16 protein-coding genes are annotated in these 17,707 nt (G+C 46.6%); 5 read left to right on the forward strand and 11 right to left on the reverse strand.

What is annotated here, in order from left to right; all coding sequences use genetic code 11:
- Nucleotides 1-95: 95 nt before the first annotated feature.
- A complete protein-coding gene (locus L0991_13675; protein ID XGB62402.1) occupies nucleotides 96-1,886 on the reverse strand; it encodes an aminopeptidase P family protein in 1,791 nt (596 codons plus the stop codon).
- A gap of 122 nt (nucleotides 1,887-2,008) precedes the next feature.
- Nucleotides 2,009-2,950, reverse strand: a complete 942-nt coding sequence (locus L0991_13680; protein XGB62403.1) for a LysR family transcriptional regulator — start codon at nucleotides 2,948-2,950, stop codon at nucleotides 2,009-2,011.
- Nucleotides 2,951-3,051: 101 nt separating this feature from the next.
- On the opposite strand from L0991_13680, the gene L0991_13685 reads away from it, so the two are divergent.
- A complete protein-coding gene (locus L0991_13685; protein XGB62404.1) occupies nucleotides 3,052-4,251 on the forward strand; it encodes a multidrug effflux MFS transporter in 1,200 nt (399 codons plus the stop codon).
- A 103-nt stretch (nucleotides 4,252-4,354) separates the two neighbouring features.
- Entirely contained in the window at nucleotides 4,355-4,636 is a 282-nt protein-coding gene (locus L0991_13690; GenBank protein XGB62405.1) for a hypothetical protein, read from the forward strand.
- Nucleotides 4,637-4,706: 70 nt separating this feature from the next.
- Here L0991_13690 and L0991_13695 read toward each other — a convergent pair whose 3' ends face one another.
- The 4 genes from L0991_13695 to L0991_13710 all read right to left on the reverse strand — a co-directional run bounded on the left by L0991_13695 (nucleotide 4,707) and on the right by L0991_13710 (nucleotide 7,125).
- Nucleotides 4,707-5,165: a DoxX family protein gene (locus L0991_13695; GenBank protein ID XGB62406.1), complete on the reverse strand. Its 459-nt coding sequence runs from the start codon at nucleotides 5,163-5,165 to the stop codon at nucleotides 4,707-4,709.
- A 1-nt stretch (nucleotide 5,166) separates the two neighbouring features.
- On the reverse strand, nucleotides 5,167-5,934 hold the full coding sequence (locus L0991_13700; GenBank protein ID XGB62407.1) for a DNA-binding domain-containing protein: 768 nt from the start codon (nucleotides 5,932-5,934) through the stop codon (nucleotides 5,167-5,169).
- Nucleotides 5,931-6,785: a DUF692 domain-containing protein gene (locus L0991_13705; protein XGB62408.1), complete on the reverse strand. Its 855-nt coding sequence runs from the start codon at nucleotides 6,783-6,785 to the stop codon at nucleotides 5,931-5,933. The genes L0991_13700 and L0991_13705 overlap by 4 nt, the downstream gene beginning before the upstream one ends.
- A gap of 79 nt (nucleotides 6,786-6,864) precedes the next feature.
- The gene (locus L0991_13710) at nucleotides 6,865-7,125 is read right to left on the reverse strand and encodes a DUF2282 domain-containing protein (protein ID XGB62409.1); all 261 of its coding nucleotides are present in this window, start codon (nucleotides 7,123-7,125) and stop codon (nucleotides 6,865-6,867) included.
- A 263-nt stretch (nucleotides 7,126-7,388) separates the two neighbouring features.
- On the opposite strand from L0991_13710, the gene uvrD reads away from it, so the two are divergent.
- Entirely contained in the window at nucleotides 7,389-9,563 is a 2,175-nt protein-coding gene (gene uvrD / locus L0991_13715; protein ID XGB62410.1) for a DNA helicase II, read from the forward strand.
- A gap of 120 nt (nucleotides 9,564-9,683) precedes the next feature.
- On the opposite strand, the gene tpx is transcribed toward uvrD, so the two are convergent.
- From tpx to rarD, 5 genes are all read right to left on the reverse strand, one after another.
- Nucleotides 9,684-10,181 carry a thiol peroxidase gene (gene tpx / locus L0991_13720; protein ID XGB62411.1) on the reverse strand — a complete coding sequence of 166 codons (498 nt, stop codon included), beginning with the start codon at nucleotides 10,179-10,181 and terminating at the stop codon, nucleotides 9,684-9,686.
- A gap of 794 nt (nucleotides 10,182-10,975) precedes the next feature.
- Complete coding sequence (gene ggt, locus L0991_13725) at nucleotides 10,976-12,733, reverse strand: gamma-glutamyltransferase (GenBank protein XGB62412.1); 1,758 nt, start codon at nucleotides 12,731-12,733, stop codon at nucleotides 10,976-10,978.
- Between the two features lie 91 nt (nucleotides 12,734-12,824).
- Nucleotides 12,825-13,487, reverse strand: a complete 663-nt coding sequence (locus L0991_13730; GenBank protein ID XGB62413.1) for a LysE family translocator — start codon at nucleotides 13,485-13,487, stop codon at nucleotides 12,825-12,827.
- An 89-nt stretch (nucleotides 13,488-13,576) separates the two neighbouring features.
- On the reverse strand, nucleotides 13,577-14,371 hold the full coding sequence (locus tag L0991_13735) for an AraC family transcriptional regulator (protein XGB62414.1): 795 nt from the start codon (nucleotides 14,369-14,371) through the stop codon (nucleotides 13,577-13,579).
- 86 nt (nucleotides 14,372-14,457) lie between these two features.
- Nucleotides 14,458-15,366 (reverse strand): EamA family transporter RarD, encoded by a 909-nt coding sequence (gene rarD, locus L0991_13740; GenBank protein XGB62415.1) that lies wholly within the window; start codon nucleotides 15,364-15,366, stop codon nucleotides 14,458-14,460.
- 180 nt (nucleotides 15,367-15,546) lie between these two features.
- On the opposite strand from rarD, the gene recQ reads away from it, so the two are divergent.
- Together recQ and L0991_13750 are read left to right on the forward strand one after the other, a co-directional pair.
- Nucleotides 15,547-17,385 (forward strand): ATP-dependent DNA helicase RecQ, encoded by a 1,839-nt coding sequence (gene recQ, locus L0991_13745; GenBank protein ID XGB62416.1) that lies wholly within the window; start codon nucleotides 15,547-15,549, stop codon nucleotides 17,383-17,385.
- A 15-nt stretch (nucleotides 17,386-17,400) separates the two neighbouring features.
- Entirely contained in the window at nucleotides 17,401-17,700 is a 300-nt protein-coding gene (locus L0991_13750) for a DUF3630 family protein (GenBank protein ID XGB62417.1), read from the forward strand.
- Nucleotides 17,701-17,707 lie beyond the last annotated feature (7 nt).

Raw genomic sequence — 17,707 nt, forward strand, 5'->3', positions numbered from 1 at the left:
TGATATCAATAAATAAAAACGGCTACCTAAAGGTAGCCGTTTTCGTATCTAACTTAGCTAAAATTGTTTGGCTAAGCTGCCTATCTAGTTAGGCGTTAAGCGTGAGCTAGTGGCGTTGTTGCTTGGCGTAGCCACTCTAACGTATCACCGTCAACTAGTGGGCTAACATCGTTCCATACTTTTTGGTGGTAATCGTTTAGCCATGCAAGTTCCGGACGTGTCAGTAGATCGACGTTGATGTTGCGCTTATCGATAGGGCAACGTGTTAGCGATTCAAACGTTAGCACTGAGAAGTCACCTTGAGTTGGAAGCTCAACAACCAGCTCTAAGTTTTCGATGCGGATACCAAACTCATCGGCACGGTAGTAACCCGGCTCATTTGATAACACCATGCCTTCAACAAGAGGAACGTCGATCAGCTTTTTAGAGATGCTTTGCGGACCTTCATGAACACTCAGGAAGTGGCCAACACCGTGACCAGTACCGTGGTCATAGTCGAAGCCTTCTGCCCATAAGTGCTGACGCGCTAGGATATCCAGTTGGAAACCACGAGTACCTTGTGGGAAGCGTGCGCGTGCAATGCCGATGTGACCCTTAAGTGCAAGAGTGAACTGTTGAATCATCTCTTCGCTTGGCTGGCCAATGGCGATAGTACGTGTGATGTCTGTTGTGCCATCTAGGTACTGACCGCCTGAATCGACTAGGTACAGAGTATTCATTTCTAGTTGACCCGGCTCAGGCTGGTTCTCATGGTTGTAGTGACACATGGCTGCGTTTCCGCCTGCCGCTGAAATTGTGTCAAAACTGAGGTCCATCAGGGTTGGATCTTGCTCACGGAATGACTGTACTTTGTCAGCTAATACCGCTTCGTTATGCAGGTTACCTCGCGCGACTTCTGCATCAATCCAAGATAGGAATTTTGCCATCGCCACGCCATCACGGATGTGACATGCTTTCATGCCTGCAATTTCAGTTTCGTTCTTAGCGGCTTTCGGCATTAGGCACGGGTCAGAGGCTTCAATGATATGGGCACCAGCGTTTTGTAGAACAAGCGTGTACCAAGCATTGCTTGTGCCTGAATCAACTGACACATTCTTACCCTCTAAAGATTGAAGGCGAGCTTCAAGCTCTGATGGGTGAGAAACACGAATACCATTACCGACGTGCGCTTCAAAGCCTGCAGGGATACGAGCTGGGTCTAAGAAGAAATCGACACTTTCATCGGCGTGAATGATGGCGTTAGATAACACGACTGGTAGACGAGATACGTCTAAACCACGAATGTTGAGTAACCAGCAGATTGAATCCAATTCAGTAAGGATAGCGGCATCAGCACCTTTGGATTTTAGTAGACCTGCAATTTCAGCGCGTTTGCTTTCACTTGATTGGCCAACGGCGTCAGTTGCCATGAGGCGAACGTCAGATACAACAGGCTCTGGGCGTTCAGACCAAAGCTCATCAATAGGATTTGTCGCTAACGTTGTAAGTTTTACTTTATCAGCTAGTTTAGCTTGTGCGCCTTTCAGCCAAGCGGCTGTGTGCATGCGTGGGTCAAACGCAACTTTACTGCCTTGCGCTAGTGAATTGATGATCCAATCTAAAGCTGGTTCTTCAATAAGGTGGCGATACTCAAATAGCTCACCAGGTACTTGTTTGCGAACCTGAACGGTATAGCGACCATCAACAAAAATCGCCGCGTTTTTACGTGTGATAACAGCCGCACCTGCAGAACCAGTGAAACCGGTTAGCCAGTGAAGTCGCTCATTATGAGCTGGAACGTATTCACCTAGGTATTCATCTTCGTGTGGAATGATAACAGCATCTAGGTGGTTTGCTTCAAGCCAAGCTCGAACCGCAGTAACGCGTTCCGCAGTGATATTGTGCATCTGTGTTTATCCTTATTGTTAGGGTCCTTGTTAACACTCACAGCCGATATACCTGTGAGGGGACTTATTAGGTCAATAAGCTAGCGCTTTTGTTCGTTTGCTGCAAACGCTGTACGCCATTTTTATCTAAGGTGCAGAGTTTTTTCTTTGATGATATCTCGCAGCCAAGTTAAGGCTGGGTCGTTTTCTCTATCACGGTGCCAAAACAGAGTGTATGCCATTGGTGGAAATTCCATTGGCAGAGGCACAACCACTAAGTCGAGCTGCTTCGCAACAAGATGGGTGAAGTGGCTTGGTGCGGTAAATACAAAGTCGGTGTAGGTACATAGGCTCGCCGCGCTGTTAAAGTCGGGTACTGAGATAGCGATATCGCGTTGATGACCGAGGTCTGCCAACTTGTAGTCGAGTAGCCAACGATCGTTACCATCACACCTTACTTGAACATGGCGCTGTGCCAGATAGGTTTCTAAATCCCATTGACCACTTAAAGCGGGGTGGTTGCGTCTCAATACACACATCTGCGCGTCACGATAGATCTCTTGTTCGCAGATATCATCTGGTGGCAGCATGGTCAGGCGCGCATCGTTGATGTCGATGTCTTTGCCTGTGAGGCCGATATCTAGCTCACCAAGTTGTAACTTTTTAAAGGTTTGTTCTGTCCAAGCGTGGGTGTTGATATTTACCTTCGGCGCTTGGCGAAAGATCGCTGGTAAGAAGTGAGGAAGAATCAACGGGTAGACACTTTCCACTGCTGCAATGTGAAAACTGTGGTCACTGTTGTTGGGAATGAATGTCTCAGGTTGGGTAAGCACATCAAGTTGATTGATCAGTATTTCCAACCGTGGTTTTAGAAATACGGCTTTGGGTGTTGGGCGTAGGCCGTGCGCACTTCGCGTAAAAAGAGGGTCATTAAATTGTTCGCGAAGTTTGGCCAATGACTTACTCACGGCTGACTGGCTTAGGCACAATCGATGCGCAGTGCGCGTAACACTCAACTCTTCCATTAGCACCTGCAAGCAAACCAGTAGATTGAGGTCGAGGCGCGATAGTTTCTCGAGATTCATGTGAGTTTCCTTATTGGAATAATGCTAATGATTATATGCCATTTTTGTTCATATCTTTAGTTGGTTATTATGCACCTAAATTGACTCATCCGGAGAATCTTGTGCCTTCTAACGCGCTTCCAACCCCTAGTAAACTGCAGGTTGCTTTATTGGCAATGCTGGTTCTTTTTAGCCCTTTGGCTATTGATATTTATCTACCAGCTCTGCCACAGATTTCGACAGCGTTTCACGTGGAACATGCACTAGCACAAGATACGATCACTTGGTTTTTGTTTGCTATGGGTGTCGGCCAACTATTTGCCGGCCCCTTAGCGGATAAGCTAGGACGTCGAACCGTTGCATTGGGAGGTGTTAGTATCTATGCATTGAGTGCTTGCTTGGCGTGGGCAGCTCAATCGATTGATATGATGCTAATAGCTCGGCTGCTACAAGGCTTAGGAGCTTGTGCGACTTCTGTGGCAGCCTTTGCAACGGTTCGCGATCTATTTGGTCCAGAGAAGAGTGGCCGAATGATCAGCTACCTAAATGGCGCTATTTGCTTTATTCCTGCATTGGCACCGATTCTTGGCGCTTGGCTAACTCATCAATTTGGCTGGCGTTCGAACTTCAGCTTTATGGCGGGTTTTGCAGTCGTTGTCGGTACTATCTTATTCTTCCAAATGAAAGAGTCGAACCCGGTGACGGAAAAGGTAGCGGTGTTCAAATTAGAGCGCTACTGGTCAGTATTAAAAACACCTTCATTCCTATTCCACGCAACTCTATGTTTGATGGCGATGGCAGTGATCCTCGCTTATGTAACCTCAGCACCGGTTGTGTTGATGGAGAACCTTGGCTTAACCATGAAAGAGTTTACCTTCTGGTTCGGAGTGAATGCAGCGATTAATATCGCGGCTGCATTTACGGCTCCTAAATTTATGGACCGCTTTGGTACCTATAAAGCACTGGTTGTTGGTATCTCAATGCTAGGTTTAGCGGGCGTGATTATGTTGGTGCTAGCAGAGCATGCGAGTCCGATCGCATTCATGCTTCCTATCTTCTTATCATCGGTTGGTTTTGCTTGGATTCTAGGTGCGGCTGCAGGTAAAGCGTTGGAACCATTTGGTGACCGTGCAGGCACAGCAGCAGCGCTATTAGGTTTATTCCAAATGAGTGGTTCGGGCTTACTTGTCGGCACCATGCAACGCCTTGATTTAACGTCACAAGAGATGATTGCGTTACAAATGTTCCTGATTGTTCCTGCGCTATTCGTGTTGGCGAGCAAATCTGGTAAGTCGTGGCATGCAACGTTTGCAAAGGCATAAGCAATAAGGGTGGCAAAATATACAAATGGCGGTTTGCGAAACGTTAAAACATGGTATATTTGTCACTCATTGAAACGTAAGTCTCCAACGGAAAAATACTGTAATGTCATTAACAACCTACGAAATGGCGCGCGTCTTAGAACAAATGGAAGATGCACCTGAAAAGGTTATGTTTGGTAAATTGCTCAAAGAGCTAGGCAACCAAAGTGAAGAGCGTATTCGCAGTGCGGCAAAACAAGTTCCAATCGATACTTTGCGAGATATCATCTACCAATTTCAGCGTGTGGTAGAGTCTCGTAAAGGTGAACAAGTTCAGCTATTAGCAAAAGAGCTAGCAGAGCAAGGCATCTCGGCTGAAGAGCTTCAGGCTTTTCTAGAAAAGTAAGCTTACCCCAGTTAAAAAAGAAACCACTCAATTGAGTGGTTTTTTGCGTTTGGGGTTATCGATCTTTTAGTTAGCCTCTGAATTGCGCTTTCAAAACTCTATCTAATGAAAACGGTCCAGCGCCCCATACGATGACGATAAGAATCATCAATCCCCAAAGTTGGTGATCGTAGAAGCCTTGGTCCCACAGTACTGGGTAAGAGACGACAGCAATAATGTTGAAAACAAAAAGTGCGGCGGCCATCGGGCGTGTTAACAAACCAAGCGCTAAGAATACCGGTAGGATTAATTCAGCAGCTGTTCCCATATAGGCCGCTAATTCCCATGGTAATAGAGGCACCTGATATTCCAATTCGAACAAGTAGAGAGTGCTATCCCAGGTGGCTATTTTGGTCAGCCCAGAGTTGAAGAATACCCACGCCACCCAAAGGCGACAGAAAAGAAGCAGCACTGGAACGAAAAGTGCCTGAGATTTCTCAATCAAATTGTCGTATTGAGCCATCATGTTTGTGACTGTGTTGTTATCCATATTATGTCTCCAATTCATCATTGATTGAAAAACCTGAGATGACGTTGAGCGCCATGACAGCATTCAGATGTTGCAGTAGTGAAGGCGTTACTTCTCCGAGCGCTTTACCAGATTGAAGTTCAATCAGCAGTTGGTTGCACTCCTCGGTTAGGCTGTGGCTTTCGAGCTGTGAATTCTCAGCTCGGATGACTATCCCAAACTCTGCGCGATTGATGTCTAACCCTTCCAGTTGCTGTTGGTAGATAGCGTGTTCAAGCGCTATTACGGCATAGCAAGAATCGAATAGCGTTACCGAATCCTTGAGGTGGAAAACCAAGGCGCCTTGCCGCTCTTGTGGCACGGAAGCTAAACAGGAGAGAGGCTGTTGATTCGGGGGAGTTGCACACGCGTGTCTCGCTAAGCTGTCCTTTTGCCATTCATAGCGTGCCACTTCACTCAGATAAGGTGCTGCCTCCATAACGGCAGGAAAGGCTTGTATGGTTTGTTCGAAGTGCTCGCCATAACCACTTACATCCCCAGAGGTCGATGGGTAACTAAGAACATGTTGACGCGCCATTTGTTGGAAGCACTCCTCACCAACTAACATCTCACTCAGTGGGTAAGTCGCAGCAAGAACTTCACTCAAGCTAATCACAAAGTTATTGCGATAAATTTGGATGCGTTGCTGATCGCTAAAATGATCGCTCACGATATTGCAGTGCTCACCGTCATTTTGATAGCGCAGGGCATTCGCAAACTCGGATTGAACATCCGCTAGGGAGTAGCTCATGAGGCGCGACTCCTTTGATTATCATGTTGATATAGCTTTTCACTGGCTTTGGCAGCCTCTGCCAATAGAATTTGTGGCTCTGGAATATCTAAATCCCACTCAATCAAGGTGTGGCGAGAGCCATGTTGCTCTATCCACTGAGTGTAAAGTTGCCACACTTCATCACAAACGGGTTTGCTGTGCGTGTCTATCCAAATCTCACCTTGCTCGAGTTTCTTTTTGGTAAAACCTGCCAAGTGAACCTCTTCCACTTGGCTTGCTGGTATGCCATTGAGATACTCTTCACAGCTAAAGCCATGATTAAACGATGAGACGAAAACATTATTGAAATCGAGCAGTAGGCGACACTCGGTACGCTTTTGTACCTCAGCCAAAAACTCCCATTCTGGAATCGTTGAATGCTTGAAAGCGAGGTAGCTTGATGGATTCTCAATTAACATAGGACGTTGCAGACTGTCTTGAACCTCAATGACGTTACGGCAGAAGACGTCCAACGCTTCTTCGGTATAAGGTAGCGGTAGCAGGTCATTGAAGTAGTGACCGCCAGTTTGGCTCCAACTCAAATGATCAGAAACCAAGAAGGGCTCGATATCATCAATAAGTGTTTTGAGTTGTAGTAAGTGCTGTTGGTTGATTCGTTCAACAGAACCAAGAGACAACCCGACACCATGACAGCTTATGTGGTGATGATTGCGAATCTCTCTGAGTTGTTGGCGCTGTGAAGAATGGGGTAAGAAGTAGTTTTCGCTGTGAACCTCTAACCAACTTACCAAATCAGAATTCTGGTTGAAGAAATCTAAGTGCGGTGTTCTAAGGCCAACCCCTGCGTTGGGGTGAAGAGTTTGAGTCACAACGATTCTCCTAATGGGCAGTGGAGGTGAGCTGGTATTCAGCTCACCATACTTAGTGGTTCAGTTATGCCTTCAGGCATTATGATGATTGAGTGCTACCACCAGTTAACTTGCCACATAGTCCTTTAGGAACGACCACGAATGCATCGGATTGGTTGTCTTCTTTTGCTGTACCAGCACATGAGCTTGTTTTAGTTGCACAGTCATTTTGGCCAGCTTTTGATACGCCATAGCATTTTTCTTTCGCTGCTGCTTCCGCAGGTGCTGATGTAAGAACGGCACCGCCAAACGCTAGTACACTTGTGATTGCAGCTGTAACAGCAAGATTAGAATTTTTCATAGTCATTCCCTCTAGACTTAATAGTATTTACACATCGCAGGTTAATGAGTTGTTAACTTGCTTACTAAAAAGGATAGGAACAACCAGAAAATAATTTCACAGTATTATAAAAAATATCAAAATTAGTGATGATTTAGCTGTTAAGTGTTTGATTGGGTGATGTTATTTTTTGATTGTTTTTTCTTCTTAATATTCTAAACGCAGCCTAGTGTTTAGGTTATAATCAACTTTTATGTATAAATACCCAGTAGTGAGCATATCCAATGATAGATCCTTCGCTTTTACTCGATGGCCTAAACGACAAACAACGTGAGGCGGTCGCAGCACCTTTAGAAAACCTACTTATTCTGGCTGGTGCTGGTAGTGGTAAAACGCGAGTGTTGGTGCATCGTATCGCTTGGCTGCAGAGCGTCGAGCAAGCATCGCCGTTCTCTATCATGTCAGTAACCTTCACCAATAAAGCGGCGGCAGAGATGCGTGGTCGTATTGAAGAATTGATGATGGGCAGCTCGTCAGGCATGTGGAACGGTACCTTCCATGGTATTTGTCACCGTATTCTGCGTGCTCACTACCTAGATGCAAAATTGCCAGAAGATTTCCAGATCATTGATTCCGATGATCAGATTCGTCTATTGCGCCGCTTAATCAAAGCGCAAAACCTCGATGAAAAGCAGTGGCCTGCTAAGCAAGCTTCATGGTGGATCAACGGCAAGAAAGATGAAGGCCTGCGCCCGAGCCACATTGATGCCTACCATGATCCAGTCACTCAAACATGGTTAAAGATTTATTCGGCTTATCAAGAAGCGTGTGACCGTGCTGGATTGGTGGATTTTGCTGAGATTTTGCTGAGATCACATGAGCTACTGCGCGATAAGAAACACATTCGTGAGCACTACCAAGCGCGCTTTAAGCATATTCTGGTCGACGAATTCCAAGATACCAACAATATCCAATATGCTTGGCTGCGTATGATGGCGGGCCCTGATTGTCGAGTGATGATCGTGGGTGATGATGACCAATCTATCTATGGCTGGCGTGGTGCAAAAATCGAGAATATTCAGAAGTTTTTGGACGAATTCCCGGGCGCTTCAACCATTCGATTAGAGCAAAACTACCGTTCAACCAAAACCATCTTGCAAGCATCGAACGAGCTTATCTCAAACAACACTGAGCGAATGGGTAAAGAGTTGTGGACCGATGGTAACGATGGTGAGCCAATCTCCGTCTACTCTGCTTACAACGAGCTTGATGAAGCCCGCTTCACGGTAAGTAAGATTAAAGAGTGGCAAGAGAAAGGTGGTGCACTCGAAGATACGGCGATGCTTTATCGTAACAACGCCCAATCTCGTGTTCTTGAAGAAGCGTTGATTCAAGCGGGCTTACCATACCGAATCTACGGTGGTATGCGATTCTTCGAACGTCAGGAGATCAAAGATGCGTTGAGCTACCTGCGTTTAATGGGTAACCGTAATGATGATGCCGCGTTTGAGCGTGTGGTTAATACACCAACACGTGGCTTGGGTGATAAGACCCTTGAGACGATTCGATTTGCAGCGCGTGACCGTGGTGCGACGATGTGGCAAGCGAGTATCGCTTTGTTGGAAGAACAAGTGCTGCCGGGCCGTGCGGCGGGTGCCTTAAGCCGTTTTATCGAGTTAATTAATGCCCTTGAAGACGACACGTTAGAGCTGAACTTACATGAGCAAACTGACCATGTGATTAAATCTTCAGGTCTATTTGCGATGTACGAGCAAGAGAAAGGCGAGAAATCGAAAGCGCGTATTGAGAACTTGGAAGAATTGGTAACGGCAACTCGTCAGTTCGAGAAGCCAGAAGAAGCCGATGAGATGAGCATGCTAACAGCATTCTTAACGCACGCGGCTTTGGAAGCGGGTGAAGGTCAGGCTGATGAGTTTGATGATGCGGTTCAGCTTATGACTCTACATAGTGCTAAAGGTCTAGAGTTCCCAATGGTGTTCATGGTGGGTGTCGAAGAAGGCATGTTCCCAAGCCAGATGTCTGCTGAAGAAGCTGGGCGTTTGGAAGAAGAGCGTCGCCTATGTTACGTAGGCATGACCCGTGCGATGGAGAAACTGTACATCACTTACGCTGAAATGCGTCGCTTGTACGGACAAGACAAGTACCACAAACCATCACGCTTTATTCGTGAATTGCCAGAAACCTGTCTGGACGAAGTTCGTATGAAGGCGCAGGTGAGTCGCCCTGCAAGCAGTGGTCGCTTTAGCCAAACTGCAGTCAAAGAGAATTTCAATGAAACAGGCTTTAGCTTAGGTTCTCGCGTGAAGCACCCTAAGTTTGGTGAAGGTACGATTATCAACTTTGAAGGAAGTGGCCCACAGAGCCGAGTGCAAGTGGCGTTTAACGGTGAAGGGATTAAGTGGTTAGTGACAGCTTATGCTCGTTTAGAACAGCTCTAATCTGTTACCCCAGAATCTAACAACCATTCACGGTTAAAAACATAAAGAGCAGCTATGGGCTGCTCTTTTTTATTGCGTATCGCCTAGGCGGTCGCAATAGAGTATTGGCTGGAAGGGAGCTTACAGCGCAGCCAGTGCCGCTTCGTAGTTTGGCTCTTCAGTGATCTCTGCAACCAACTCGCTGTGTGTTACCACACCTTTTTCATCAACAACAACAACCGCACGTGTTGTCAGGCCTGCTAGTGGGCCTTCAGCAATTGCTACGCCGTAGTCTGAAGCGAACTCAGGTGAACGGAAAGTCGAAGCGTGTTGAACGCCTTCAATGCCTTCAAGCTCGCAGAAGCGGCCCGCAGCAAATGGAAGGTCAGCAGAAATACAAACAACAACTGTGTTCTCAAGCTCTGCCGCTTTTGCGTTGAACGTACGTACGCTCGTTGCACAAGTTGCTGTGTCGATGCTTGGGAAGATGTTTAGAACCACTTTCTTGCCTGCAAGAGAAGCAAGTGTCAGTTCAGAAAGATCGCCTGCAGTCAGTGCAAAGCTTGGTGCCTGCTCGCCAGTTTGTGGGAATGTGCCAGATAGCGGTACAGCTGCGCCTTTGAAGGTAACGTGTGACATGAATTTGTCCTTAATTTAATTATGGTTATGAAACTAGTTGAGCCTAGTAAGGCTTACGTTACTCGGAAGCGGTTAAGAAGTGAATGATTTAAATGTCAGAATTGTAATTAAGTTGAAGCGTTTCTTACATTCTAGGAGGGGTGAAAACATCAATCGATAAGAGACAGATAAAGAAAAACCCCGAGAGCTTGCGCTCATCGGGGTCTATAGTCTTACTCGCAGCAATCCGGCTACTAAGTGTGCTCCATGCATCAAATCCATGATAGTGTGCTGTTATCCTTCAGCGTATTCCTTTCGTCGCCTTCCTAGCGGTGTCCTTGATCTTATCCTGATCTGCCAACAATCCTCGTTAGCGCGCGTCACTTGTTCCTTGAGCGGTGTCCTTTACATCATCCTGATGTTCAGTCCTTTCCTCATCCAGAGGTGTCCATTGTCTTTCCTTAGTAGCAACCATCCTAGTTACTATTGCGTCCATTCAATGTCCATTTCGCTATCCATGCCGATTATTCATCCTGAATAATCGAATCTTCATCCTGAAGATAACCAAGTCCTTGGCGTTTCCTGTTCCGTGTCAGCATCCTTCCGACACCATCCATACTACCGATTCCTTATTTATCAGCAATGGTGCATAAGCGAATTTCTATATAATTATTTGAATGATAAATGTACGTATTGTTTTATTTCAATTGGTTACGATATCTTAGTGCTTAAATTCGCAGTTAAATATCGATATTTACTCACTGCCTTGTGAGAGATCTCGCACAAGACAGGGAGTAAAAAGGGAGTATTTTCCCTTATTGGCCGATGGCAGCGCCTTCACGACGAGGGTCTGCTGCACCTTCTAGACCATCTTTTGTGATGCGAATGGCGTGTAAACCGGAGTTAAGATCGCGAATGTTAACTTCAAATCCCATCTTTTCGAGCTCAGGTTTAAAGTTTTCCGCCGATGTTCCTTTTTCCAGATCTAGCGTGCCGAAGCGGTTTAGGAAGTGCGGTTGGTTGATCGCTTGCTGGATATCCATGTCCCATTGGGTATGAGCAATGATCGCTTGCGCTACATAACCTATGATGCGGCTACCACCCGGAGAACCAATCGCCATGTAAGGCTTATCGTCTTGCATGATGATAGTCGGTGCCATTGAAGAGCGTGGACGCTTACCTGGTTCAAGTCGGTTTGCGATAGGTTTGCCATCGTTGTGGGTCTTGAACGAGAAGTCGGTCAGTTCGTTGTTTAGTAGGAAGCCTCTTACCATCAAGCGTGAGCCAAATGCATTCTCAATAGTGGTTGTCATCGATACGACATTGCCTTCGCTATCGATAATATTGAAGTGGCTGGTGGACGGCAGTTCAATAGATACATCTTGGCTGCGTAGCATTGCGTGATCCCACGGCGGGGTGCCTGATGGCGCACTCTCTAGTGCCTTACCTGCGGTAATTAACTGGGCACGTTCCTGCAAATAGTCAGTATTCACTAACCCTTGAGTTGGCATTGGTACGTAATCTTGGTCTGCCATGTACATACCGCGGTCTGCAAAGGCTAGGCGAGAAGCGTCCGCTAACACTTGCCAAGATCTCGCATCGTTTGGCCCCCAGGATTGGAGGTCAAACTGCTCTGTCATCGCTAAGATCTGTCCAACCGTTAATGCGCCGGAACTTGGTGGTCCCATGCCACAGATATCGTAGCTTTCATAAGCTGAACAAACCGGTTCACGTTGTTTGATTGAGTAGGTGTCGAAGTCTTTTTGTGCCAAAACACCCGGATTGCCTTTGGCGGTTTGTACCGTGTTAATGATATCGGCAGAAATCTCACCTTGGTAAAATGCCTTAGCACCACCCTTTGAAATTGCATTCAATGTCGCAGCGTATTCTGGATTCTTAAGTAGTGTGCCTGCGGCTTTTGGGCTGCCATCGGCATTAAAGAAGTACGCTTTGGTTGTGGCAAAACGGCTCAGTCGTTCTTGGTCGTTTTCAATCAAGGTGGCCAAACGTGGGCTGATGGTAAAGCCTTTCTCAGCCAGTTGAGCAATAGGTTTGATCAGCGATGCCCATTCTAACTTGCCGTATTTCTGGTGAGTGTCCCACAATAATTGCACCGTGCCCGGCGTAGCAACAGAGCGACCACCAACCACGGCATCATAAAACTTAAGCGGTTGACCGTTTTCGTCTTGGAATAGACGTGGTGTCGCATCCAGTGGTGCGGTTTCACGGCCATCGTAGGTTTTAAGCTGTTTGTCTTTTCCATCAAAATAAACAAGGAAGGCGCCACCACCAATACCGGATGACTGTGGCTCAACTAAGCCAAGCATTAGCTGCACTGCAACCATGGCATCAATCGCGTTACCACCACTAGCAAGTACATCGGCACCAGCTTGGGTTGCTAGAGGGTTGGCTGCGGTAACCATCCAATCGTTAGCTTTTACGAGTTGCTTGGTTTCTAAACCACTACTTTGTTCGGGAGCGACGGAATCGGCAGCTTGATTTGCCCAACTGACGTGAGAGGCAAAAAGTAGGGTAGAAGTGGCGAGGGTTGTTAGTTTTGTTTTCCACTGCATGATCTTCTCCTTTTAATATGCAGAGCTAGATTGGCAGTGGAAAGATAAGATAGCCAGTGCGTTGTTAACGAATTGTAATCTTGATTCGAATTTAAGCGATTAAACCAGACAGCGACTGCCAAAGAATACTGACGCCAATAAGGCTGAACACAACACCACATAAGCCATCAATGTAGACTGTCGCTTCACTCAGCTTCTTTTGTAGTGCCTTCGTAGAAAGCATCCACGCTAATAGGGAGAACCAGAATAGTGATAGGCCGAATAGGATCAGCAGTGCAAACCCTTTGCCTGAAAGCGACATGTCAGCCGGTACCAAGCTCGACATCAAACTGATGAAGAACACTAACGCCTTTGGATTAAGAATATTGGTCGCAAAGCCTTTTGAAAATGCCTGACGCTTATTGGTCAGAATCAGATCTTTCGAATTGACCGTGTCTGTCTCTTCTTCATGGTGGCTAATGAGCTGCCATGTTGCTTTTAACGCACCAAAGCCGAGATACAGTAAGTAGCTGCCGCCAGCCAATTGCATGAGCGCAAAAAGAGTTGGGTGCTGGTGGACTAGGTAACTGATGCCCGTCAGGCTCAGCAATGAATGCAATAAGATCCCGCAAGACAGTCCGAGAGCAATGTATAAGCCAGTTTGTCGCCCGTGGCGTGTTGCGTTTTGTACCACAAGTGCAAAGTCAGGTCCTGGGCTCATCAAAGCGATAAAGTGGATAGAGGCGAGCGTGACTAATATGGTGACTTCATTCATATCTGTTCCAATAACTGGGTTGTTCTGTTGAGAGTTGTTGAGCGCAGCTTACCGTGATTTCGATTCTCTCAATTGTAAATTATCAACACTTAGTTAATTTTCGATGGAGAAACACCAAATGCGGTCTTAAATGCCTTTGAAAAATGGGCTTGATCGTAGAAACCCACTTGATGAGCGACCTCAGTACCTCCGACACCTGATTTAATTAATCGCATGCCTTGCTCCATGCGCAAGCGGCTTAACCATGCATAAGGGGTGATGCCCATTTTGTTCTTAAAATGACGCTGAAATTGAGTCGTCGTCAGATCACATAGCTCAGAAAGTTGCTCCAAGCGCACCGGTTGGTCGAGGTTTGCCATTAAATAGTCTTTGAGTGTATTCACCGATTGAGTACCAAGCTTCACCTGAGTTTTCGATCCAAACTGCGCGTAACGATCAACAATCGTCGAAAAGCCTTCGAATGGCAGGCAATCTTGGGCGAGTTGGCTGATGTTTGGATTGATAAGCAGCCCATGAAGGTTACGCAATTGTAAAAAAGTCGCTTGATCGGAGAGGATCAATTCAGAAAAGCTCAAAGCGTGACCATTTTTGCTGTGATCGGCAAGATCGCCAAACCATTGAGGTGAGACAGAAAATACACTTACTTGGTAACCCGATTCGAGCTTTGAATGACCATCATGCAGCTCATCGGGGGGCATCATCACCACTTGTCCGGCGCCCGCGTGGTAGCTCGTCCCTTTATAGACAAACTTTTGCTGCCCTTGGGTGATTAGGCCGATGTGAAAGTCCAAATGATAGTGGCGCTGAAAGGCAAACTCTTGGTATTGAGCTTGGATCAGGCTGATATCTTGGCTAGATGTCGAGTAGTAGTGGACTTTATCCATGGCATAAAAAAGCTTGGTTAAATTATCATCAATTCAACCAAGCTTATCTCTGTATCTTTAGATTGTCTTGTAAAAAACGATCAGTGTTAGTTTTTCGCTTGCTTACTCTTCTTGTTATTGCGCAGACCGTCGAAACTGAAGATCACCAGTGCACCCCAAATGAAAGTAAAGGTAATTGCCTTATCCATGGTAAAGGCTTCACCGTAGATCAACACCGCAAGCAAGAACATCAAGCTAGGGCCAATGTACTGGAAGAAGCCCAATGTCGAAAGCTTGAGTCTGGTTGCTGCACCTGTGAAGCAAAGTAGTGGCAGAGTGGTAATTATCCCAGCAGCGACCAGCAGTAAATTTAGCTGCATTGGATTCGCTAAGAAATCAGAAGTTGCTGTGTCTGCAATGAATAACAAGTAGATCGCCGCCGCTGGCAGCATCACTAGGGTCTCAATAAACAAGCCAGTCTGCGCTTCTAGGTTCACTTTCTTACGTAGCAAGCCATAGAAACCAAAAGAAAAGGCCAGTGCGATAGCAACAACTGGAATCGAACCAAAGGCGATTAGCTGGATAAGCACACCGATAGCCGCAAGCGCCACTGCACACCATTGAAGTTTTCTCAGACGCTCACCAAGGAAGAACATCCCAAGCAATACGTTAATTAAAGGGTTGATGTAGTAGCCGAGGCTGGCATCCAGCATATGATTGGCGTTTACTGCCCAGATGAAGATCAGCCAGTTTGCACCTACCAAGAGAGAGGTTGCCACCAAAAACATCATTTTCGGTTTTGAAGTCAGAGTATCGCGCACTTTGCGCCAACCACGACCAACGTGCAGCAGTAAAGCGAGTAGGAAAAAGGACCATACTACACGGTGGCTCAGGATCTCGAGAGGGGATACTTCACTGAGAGATTTGAAGTATATGGGAGCGATTCCCCACATGGTGTACGCGCCAATCGCAAGCAGTATTCCTTGGCGTGTACGCTGTTGTTCGTCTTGTGTCATGTCACTTTCTCTGGCACGAAGTGCTTATTAATAGGATTTATATTGAGAGTTGGTCAGTATAGGAGCGTTAACCCTTTTCACCTAACAATTTGCGGTTTAATTCGCCAGCATTCCACTCTACAATGTGCGACTTGCTTGCCGATGCTGCATGCTGACTTTATACCTCGATTAGGAACCACAATGACCGCCACTCTGATTGCTGAGCAAACACCAACACCCGCGAATGATGCGCAAAACATCCTCGAAGATGTATTTGGCTATCAAAGCTTTCGCGATGGTCAGCAAGAGGTCATTGATTTGGCTGTTCAAGGTCGAGATAGCTTGGTGATAATGCCGACGGGTGGTGGTAAATCTTTGTGTTACCAGATCCCAGCTTTAGTCCGTGAAGGACTGACTTTGGTTATCTCACCGCTTATCTCGTTGATGAAAGACCAAGTCGATCAGTTGAAAGCCAATGGTGTGGCAGCCGAGTGTATTAACTCTTCCATGCCACGTGACCAGCTACTGAGTGTGTTTAATCGCATGAACTCAGGTCAGCTCAAGATGGTTTATGTGTCACCAGAGCGTGTGTTGATGCGTGATTTTATTGAACGCCTACAAGGTTTACCGCTTTCGATGATTGCGGTCGATGAAGCGCACTGTATCTCTCAATGGGGACACGACTTCCGCCCGGAATACGCGTCACTTGGTCAGCTTAAACAGTATTTCCCGCACGTGCCTTACATGGCGCTGACGGCAACCGCTGATGATGCAACGCGCAAAGATATTGTTTCGCGTCTGCAGCTGGTGGATCCACATACCTATTTGGGTAGCTTCGACCGTCCTAATATTCGCTATAACCTTGTCGAGAAACACAAGCCAGTGTCTCAGGTGGTTCGCTACCTAGAAACTCAGAAGGGCAATTGCGGCATCATCTATTGTGGTAGCCGTAAAAAAGTTGAGATGGTCACAGAGAAGCTGTGCAACAACGGTATTCGTGCTGCGGGTTATCACGCGGGTATGGACACCGACGAACGCGCTTACGTTCAAGAGGCCTTTCAGCGTGATGATATTCAGATTGTTGTTGCGACGGTGGCGTTTGGTATGGGTATCAATAAGCCTAACGTACGCTTTGTGGTTCACTTTGATATTCCACGCAACATTGAGTCTTACTATCAAGAGACTGGCCGTGCAGGCCGTGATGGCTTGCCTGCCGAAGCGATGATGCTGTTTGACCCTGCTGATATGGGTTGGCTGCGTCGTATGTTGGATGAGAAAGAAGAAGGTCCGCAAAAGCAGGTTGAGATGCACAAGCTGAATGCGATGAGTGCCTTTGCTGAAGCGCAAACTTGTCGTCGTCAGGTACTGCTCAACTACTTTGGCGAATATCGTGAGAAGCAATGTGGTAACTGCGATATCTGCTTAGATCCGCCAAAACACTTTGATGCGACTCAAGAGGCGCAGAAGGCGTTGTCTTGTGTGTACCGTGTGAATCAGTCGTTTGGTATGGGCTACGTCGTTGAAGTGATGCGTGGTATGCAGAATATCCGCGTGCGCGACAATGGTCACGATAAGCTCTCAACTTACGGTATTGGCCGCGACCACAGCCATGATTACTGGATCAGTATCTTCCGTCAGCTCATTCATAAAGGCTTGTTGTTCCAAAACATCACACGCAACTCAACCTTGCAGTTAACTGAAGAGGCGCGCCCACTGCTGCGTGGTGAGATGTCGCTAGAGTTAGCGGTACCTCGTCTAGACACTGCGGTACGCAATGCTAAGTCAGATAAGCTAAGCAGCAAGAACTACGATAAAAAGCTATTTGCCAAACTGCGTAAGCTACGTAAGTCGATTGCCGATGAAGATGGCTTACCACCATACGTGGTATTCAGTGACGCAACATTGATTGATATGGCAGAAGTTCTGCCGACGTCTTACGGTGAAATGTTGGCGGTAAATGGTGTTGGTCAGCGTAAGCTCGACAAATACGCCGACCCATTCCTAGATTTGATTCAAGAACACATCACAACACACGGCTAATAGCAGAGGTAATAAATGGAATTTGGTTTAAGAGAGTATTTAGCAGAAGAAGGGCGCTTATTGGTGACAACACCGAGCTTTGACTTCGACTCTTACCCTGAAATTGGCGAACGCCTCGTTAGCTTGTTATCGGCTACGGTTGTTGAAAAGCAGTGGGATGCTGACATACACTCATGGCTGGTGGATTTTGAAGGGTGCCAGATGTTCTTAAAATCAGAGCACTACAGTGAATCTGTGTGGTTTGAATCTCTTAGTCCAGAAGCGAGCCGTGAAGAGTTCGATTATCTAGCCGCTTTGTTCAAGCGTGGCTTCTAACTGTTAA

Origin of the sequence: Vibrio chagasii, assembly GCA_041879415.1 — a bacterium.
Taxonomy (GTDB): domain Bacteria; phylum Pseudomonadota; class Gammaproteobacteria; order Enterobacterales; family Vibrionaceae; genus Vibrio.